We start from the raw sequence: 5,005 nt of genomic DNA on the forward strand, positions 1-5,005 counted from the left end.
CTCCAACGCCTCACGGAACCACCCCCCAACGACTGACCCGGCGAGGTGATCGTCAGGGAGAGCTGAAACCCCACGTGCCAGCGTCCCCGACCTCATGCCGCCGGGAAAAACGTCACCTGCTCGCGGACACGTTCGGCCTCCCGCCACACGTCCCGCAGGGGCCCCCGCCCACACTCCTCCACACCCCAAGCCGCAAACCACGATCGCCCCGTCCACGGCCTCGACCACCATGAAAGTCCAGGATTCGGGAACTTCCCGGTGCCCTGTGTCAGGGTGGTGCACGGTCACGAATTGAACCACGGCAAGGGCCAAGAGTGCGCACCGTATCGGCGGTCAGCAGGTGAAGGGTCAGAGGGCGTTTCCCTGGAAGGCCATCGGCCACCCACGGCGGGTGGCCGACCCCGGCGCAGCCGTGAAGCTAAAAAGGAGAAAGATCCGGACGCTTGGGAAGAACACCATCGCCCGAGGAGACGCCCCGCAGGCGGCGGGAGACCCAGGGCACCAGGTGTTCGCGCATCCACTGGGCGTCCTCGCGCCGGCGCGCCCGGGGGTCGACCGCGCGCTCCGGCCAGCCCTTGCGCCAGTCGTCGAACGGCACGCCCAGCACGTCGAGCACCCTCGCGGCGACCAGCCGGTGTCCGTCCTCGTTCAGGTGGAGGCGGTCGGCGCTCCACGCCCGCCAGTCGCGCAGCCCCTGCATCGACCACTGGTCGACGAGCCGGCACCCGTAGAGGTCGGCGATGGAGCGCAGGTGCAGGTAGAAGATGGCGAAGCGGCCGCGCAGGCGGCGCATCACCGGGGTGTCGCGCGGGTCGACGCCAGTGAACAGCAGCACGTCGGCGCCCCCGGCCCGAAGGTCGCGTACGGCCCGCGCGACCTGCTTGGCCATCACGTCGGGGTCGCTGCCGGGCCTGAGCAGGTCGTTGCCTCCGGCGCAGAAGCTGACCAGGTCGGGCGCCATCTCCACGGCCAGCGGCACCTGCTCGGCGACGATCTGGCCGATCAGTTTGCCGCGCACGGCCAGGTTGGCGTAGCGGAAGCCGGGGTTGTCGGTGGCGAGCCGTTCGGCCACCCGGTCGGCCCAGCCACGGTAGTGGCCGTCCGGCCCGGAATCGTTCAGCCCTTCGGTGAAACTGTCGCCGAGAGCGACGAAGGACTTGTAGTGCCTCATGAGGTCGTCTTCATCTCCGCGATAGCGTGCAGCGCAAGGACGTATGACTGTAGCCCGAAGCCCGCGATCGTGCCCGTCGCCACCCCGGCGACGACGGAGGTATGGCGAAACCCTTCCCTGGCCGCGGGGTTGGAGATGTGCACCTCCACGAGCGGGGCGGTGCGCTGGGCGATGGCGTCGCGCAGGGCGTAGGAGTAGTGGGTGAAGGCGGCGGGGTTGAGCACGACGGGGATGCGGCCGTCGCAGGCCTCGTGGATCCAGCCGATCAGCTCGGCCTCGTCGTCGGTCTGCCGCACTTCGACGTGTTCGCCGAGTTTGCGGCCGGTGTCGCGGCAGAGGGTGGCGAGGTCCTCGAACGTCTCGGCGCCGTAGACGTCGGGCTCGCGGACGCCGAGCCGGCCCAGGTTGGGGCCGTTGAGCACGAGGATCATGCGGAGATCTCCTTGTAGGCGGCTTCGAGCAGCTCTTCTGCGGGGTCTTCGAGGCGGCCGGGCCGCGCCGGCCCGTCGAGCACGACGAAGCGCTGCTTGGCTCCGCGGTTCTTCTTGTCCAGGCGCATGTGGTCGCGCAGCCGGGGCCAGGCGCCCGCGTGGTAGGAGACGGGCAGGCCGACGCTCGTGAGGATCGACCTGGTGCGTTCGACGACGTCGAAGCGTCCGGAGAGCCGTGACAGCTCGGCGGCGTAGACCATGCCGATGGCGACGGCTTCGCCGTGGCGGATGGTGTAGTGCTCCTCGCGCTCGATGGCGTGGGCGAGCGTGTGGCCGTAGTTGAGGATCTCGCGCAGGCCGGACTCGCGCAGGTCGGCACCCACGACGTCGGCCTTGACCTGGATCTTGCGCTCGATGAGCTCACGGGTGTGAGGGCCGCCGGGCGTGGTGGCGGCCTCCGGATCGGACTCGACGAGCGTGAGAATGGCGGGGTCGGCGATGAAGCCGCCCTTGATGATCTCGGCGAGGCCGGCGACGTAGTCGGCTCTGGGCATGCCGGCCAGCGTGGACAGCTCGCACAACACTCCGGCCGGTGGAAGGAACGTGCCGACGAGGTTCTTGCCCTCGGGGGTGTCGATGCCGTTCTTGCCGCCGACGGCCGCGTCGACCATGGCCAGCAGTGTCGTGGGCACGAGGACGACCTGCACGCCGCGCAGCCACGTGCCCGCCACGAACCCGGCCAGGTCGGTGGTCGCTCCCCCGCCCACGCCGACCACGGCGTCGGAGCGGGTCACGCCGTGCCGGGCGAGCGCGGACCACAGGCGGGCGGCCACGTCGACGGACTTGGCCTGCTCGCCGTCGGGCACGGGCAGGTCGGCCACCTCGTAGCCGCGTTGCGACAAGGCAGCGGTGACCGGCTTGGCCAGATCGGGCAGGCTTTCGGGGCGGATGACCGCGACGGTGCGCGCGCCCGGTTTGAGCAGTGTCGTCAGCTCGTCCTGCACGCCGGTGCCGACCACGACGTCGTAGGGGCTGTCGCCGCGTACGTGGATGCGCGTCGCGCTCATGCGGGCAGCCCTCTCACGATCTCGTCGGCGAGCTCGGCCGGCTCGCGTTTGTCGGTGACCACGGTGGTCACGGCCAGCCGCTCGTAGACCGGCCGCCGCTCCTCCATGAGCTTCTTCAGCTGGCTGCGCGGGTTGAGCACGAGCAGCGGCCTGGCCGAGCCGAGCCCGACCCGTTGCACCGCGTCGGAGAGCCCCACCTGAAGGTAGACCACGTGGTGGCCGTCGAGCAGGCCCTGGGTCTCCTCGTTGAGCACGGCGCCGCCGCCCAGGGACAGGATGCCGTCGTGCTCGGCCAGCGCCCTGCGCACGGCCTGATGCTCCAGCTCGCGGAAGCGGGCCTCGCCGTCCTCGACGAAGATGTCGGAGACGGGTTTGCCCGCCACGGCTTCGACGTCGGCGTCGGTGTCGCGGAACCCGACACCGAGCCGCTCGGCCAGCAGCCGCCCGATCGTGGTCTTGCCCGACCCGGGAGGGCCGATCAGCACGACGATGCTCGCCGGTGGCGTTGCGCTCATTTGATCACCATGGAAGAGAGGTAGCCGGACAGGTTGCGCGCGACCTCCTCGACGGAGTCGCCGCCGAACTTCTCGAGCGCCGTGTCGGCCAGCGTCAGCGCGACCATCGCCTCGGCGACGATGCCCGCGGCCGGCACGGCGCACACGTCGGAGCGCTCGTGGTGGGCCTTGGCCGCCTCACCGGTCCTGACGTCGATGGTGGCCAGGGCCCTGGGCACCGTGGAGATCGGCTTCATCGCGGCGCTGACGCGCAGGACCTCGCCGTTGGTCATGCCGCCCTCGACGCCTCCCGCGCGGTTGGTGACGCGCCTGACGCCGTCGTCCGCGGTGTATTCGATCTCGTCGTGGGCGCGCGAGCCGGGCCGCATGGCGGTCTCGAAGCCGTCGCCGACCGCGACGCCCTTGATGGCCTGGATGCCCATGAGCGCCCCGGCCAGCCGGGAGTCGAGCCTGCGGTCCCAGTGGGTGTAGCTGCCGAGGCCCGGAGGCAGGCCGTAGGCCAGCACCTCCACGACGCCGCCGAGCGTGTCGCCGTCTTTGTGCGCCTTGTCGATCACGGCGACCATCGCGGCGCTGCCCTCGGGGTCGGCGCACCTGACCGGGTCGTCGTCGATGCGGGCCTGGTCGCCCGGCCCCGGCAGCGTCTCGGCCGGGGTCCCGGCCCCGCCGATGGAGGTGACGTGGCTGACGATGTCGACGCCGAGCGCCTGCTTGAGGAAGCGCCTGGCGACCTCGCCGAGCGCGACGCGGGCCGCGGTCTCGCGGGCGCTGGCCCTGTCGAGCACCTGCCTGGCGTCGTCGAAGCCGTATTTCTGCATGCCGGCCAGGTCGGCGTGCCCGGGACGGGGGCGGGACCTCGGGGCGTTGCGGGCCAGACCCTCCAGCTCGGCCGGGTCGACCGGGTCGGCCGCCATGACCTTCTCCCATTTCGGCCACTCGGTGTTGCCGATGCGGATGGCGACGGGGCTGCCCATCGTGCGCCCGTGACGCACGCCGCCCACGATCGTCACCTGGTCCTGCTCGAACTTCATCCGGGCGCCCCGGCCGTAACCGAGCCTGCGGCGGCGCAGGGCCTCGTCGAGGGCGGCCGTGGTCACCTCGACACCGGCAGGCAGGCCTTCGAGGACGGCGACGAGTTCGGGCCCGTGGGATTCTCCGGCGGTCAACCAGCGCAACATGACTCCAAGTCTTCCATGTGCGGCCCAGTGGCCTGACCGGCGTTCACCAACCGAGACATAGCACGCTCAACGCGCCTAGCAGCATGAACGGACCGAAAGGGAACTCGGTGTCCCGGGTCCCGCGCTTCGTCACCAGGAGGGCGACGGCGTACAGCGCTCCCAGCACCTGCCCGGCGAAGGCGGCGACGACCAGCGCCTGCCAGCCCAGCGCCGCGCTCGTCATGCCGATGAGCCCGGCCAGCTTCACATCTCCCAGCCCCATCGCGTACGGCCTGGCGAACCAGAGCACGCCGTACACCAGCGCCAGCGCCGCCCCGCCGGCCAGCGCCGCCGGCAGCTCCCCCGTCGGCAGCAGCGCCAGCGCCATGACCGGGTACGCCGGAAGCGTGATCGCGTCGGGCAGCAGGCTGGCACGCCAGTCGACCACCGCCAGGGCCACCCCGATCACGGCGAAAAGCGTGTACGGCAGCCCCACCCGCCACGCGACGAGCGCGGTGACGGCGGCGCACACCACCTCGATGGCCGGCGGCCACGGGGGCACGGGGGTGACATCGTCGTCATAGGCGTCGGCCAGCGCCCGGACGGCGCGTCCGCACAGGAGTCCGAGCAGCGCCATGAGTGCGACCACGCACAGACCCTAAAC

At 71.2% G+C, this 5,005-nt stretch carries 6 protein-coding genes; all 6 read right to left on the reverse strand.

Annotation, left to right across the window (positions count from 1 at the left end; translation table 11 throughout):
- Window positions 1-418: 418 nt before the first annotated feature.
- Genes GUY59_RS45950 through GUY59_RS45975 form a run of 6 tightly spaced genes read right to left on the reverse strand, consistent with a single transcriptional unit; the run spans window position 419 to window position 4,990 of the window.
- The gene (locus GUY59_RS45950) at window positions 419-1,171 is read right to left on the reverse strand and encodes an SGNH/GDSL hydrolase family protein (RefSeq protein ID WP_132339621.1); all 753 of its coding nucleotides are present in this window, start codon (window positions 1,169-1,171) and stop codon (window positions 419-421) included.
- The gene (aroQ, locus tag GUY59_RS45955; protein ID WP_132339619.1) at window positions 1,168-1,602 is read right to left on the reverse strand and encodes a type II 3-dehydroquinate dehydratase; all 435 of its coding nucleotides are present in this window, start codon (window positions 1,600-1,602) and stop codon (window positions 1,168-1,170) included. Before aroQ ends, GUY59_RS45950 begins: the two co-directional genes overlap by 4 nt.
- Window positions 1,599-2,669 (reverse strand): 3-dehydroquinate synthase, encoded by a 1,071-nt coding sequence (gene aroB / locus GUY59_RS45960; protein ID WP_138208645.1) that lies wholly within the window; start codon window positions 2,667-2,669, stop codon window positions 1,599-1,601. The genes aroQ and aroB overlap by 4 nt, the downstream gene beginning before the upstream one ends.
- A complete protein-coding gene (locus tag GUY59_RS45965; RefSeq protein ID WP_138208646.1) occupies window positions 2,666-3,184 on the reverse strand; it encodes a shikimate kinase in 519 nt (172 codons plus the stop codon). Before GUY59_RS45965 ends, aroB begins: the two co-directional genes overlap by 4 nt.
- Window positions 3,181-4,362, reverse strand: a complete 1,182-nt coding sequence (gene aroC / locus GUY59_RS45970; protein WP_138208647.1) for a chorismate synthase — start codon at window positions 4,360-4,362, stop codon at window positions 3,181-3,183. Before aroC ends, GUY59_RS45965 begins: the two co-directional genes overlap by 4 nt.
- Before the next feature lie 43 nt (window positions 4,363-4,405).
- Window positions 4,406-4,990, reverse strand: a complete 585-nt coding sequence (locus GUY59_RS45975) for a prepilin peptidase (RefSeq protein ID WP_138208648.1) — start codon at window positions 4,988-4,990, stop codon at window positions 4,406-4,408.
- Between the last annotated feature and the right edge of the window lie 15 nt (window positions 4,991-5,005).

Source organism: Nonomuraea sp. K271 (genome assembly GCF_009908215.1).
Taxonomy (GTDB): Bacteria; Actinomycetota; Actinomycetes; order Streptosporangiales; family Streptosporangiaceae; genus Nonomuraea; species Nonomuraea longispora.

What these genes read in the sequence shown, in the direction of transcription:
- GUY59_RS45950 (WP_132339621.1), bottom strand. Translation starts at nt 1,171, where the DNA reads ATGAGGCACTACAAGTCCTTCGTCGCTCTCGGCGACAGTTTCACCGAA.
- aroQ (WP_132339619.1), bottom strand. Translation starts at nt 1,602, where the DNA reads ATGATCCTCGTGCTCAACGGCCCCAACCTGGGCCGGCTCGGCGTCCGC.
- aroB (WP_138208645.1), bottom strand. Translation starts at nt 2,669, where the DNA reads ATGAGCGCGACGCGCATCCACGTACGCGGCGACAGCCCCTACGACGTC.
- GUY59_RS45965 (WP_138208646.1), bottom strand. Translation starts at nt 3,184, where the DNA reads ATGAGCGCAACGCCACCGGCGAGCATCGTCGTGCTGATCGGCCCTCCC.
- aroC (WP_138208647.1), bottom strand. Translation starts at nt 4,362, where the DNA reads ATGTTGCGCTGGTTGACCGCCGGAGAATCCCACGGGCCCGAACTCGTC.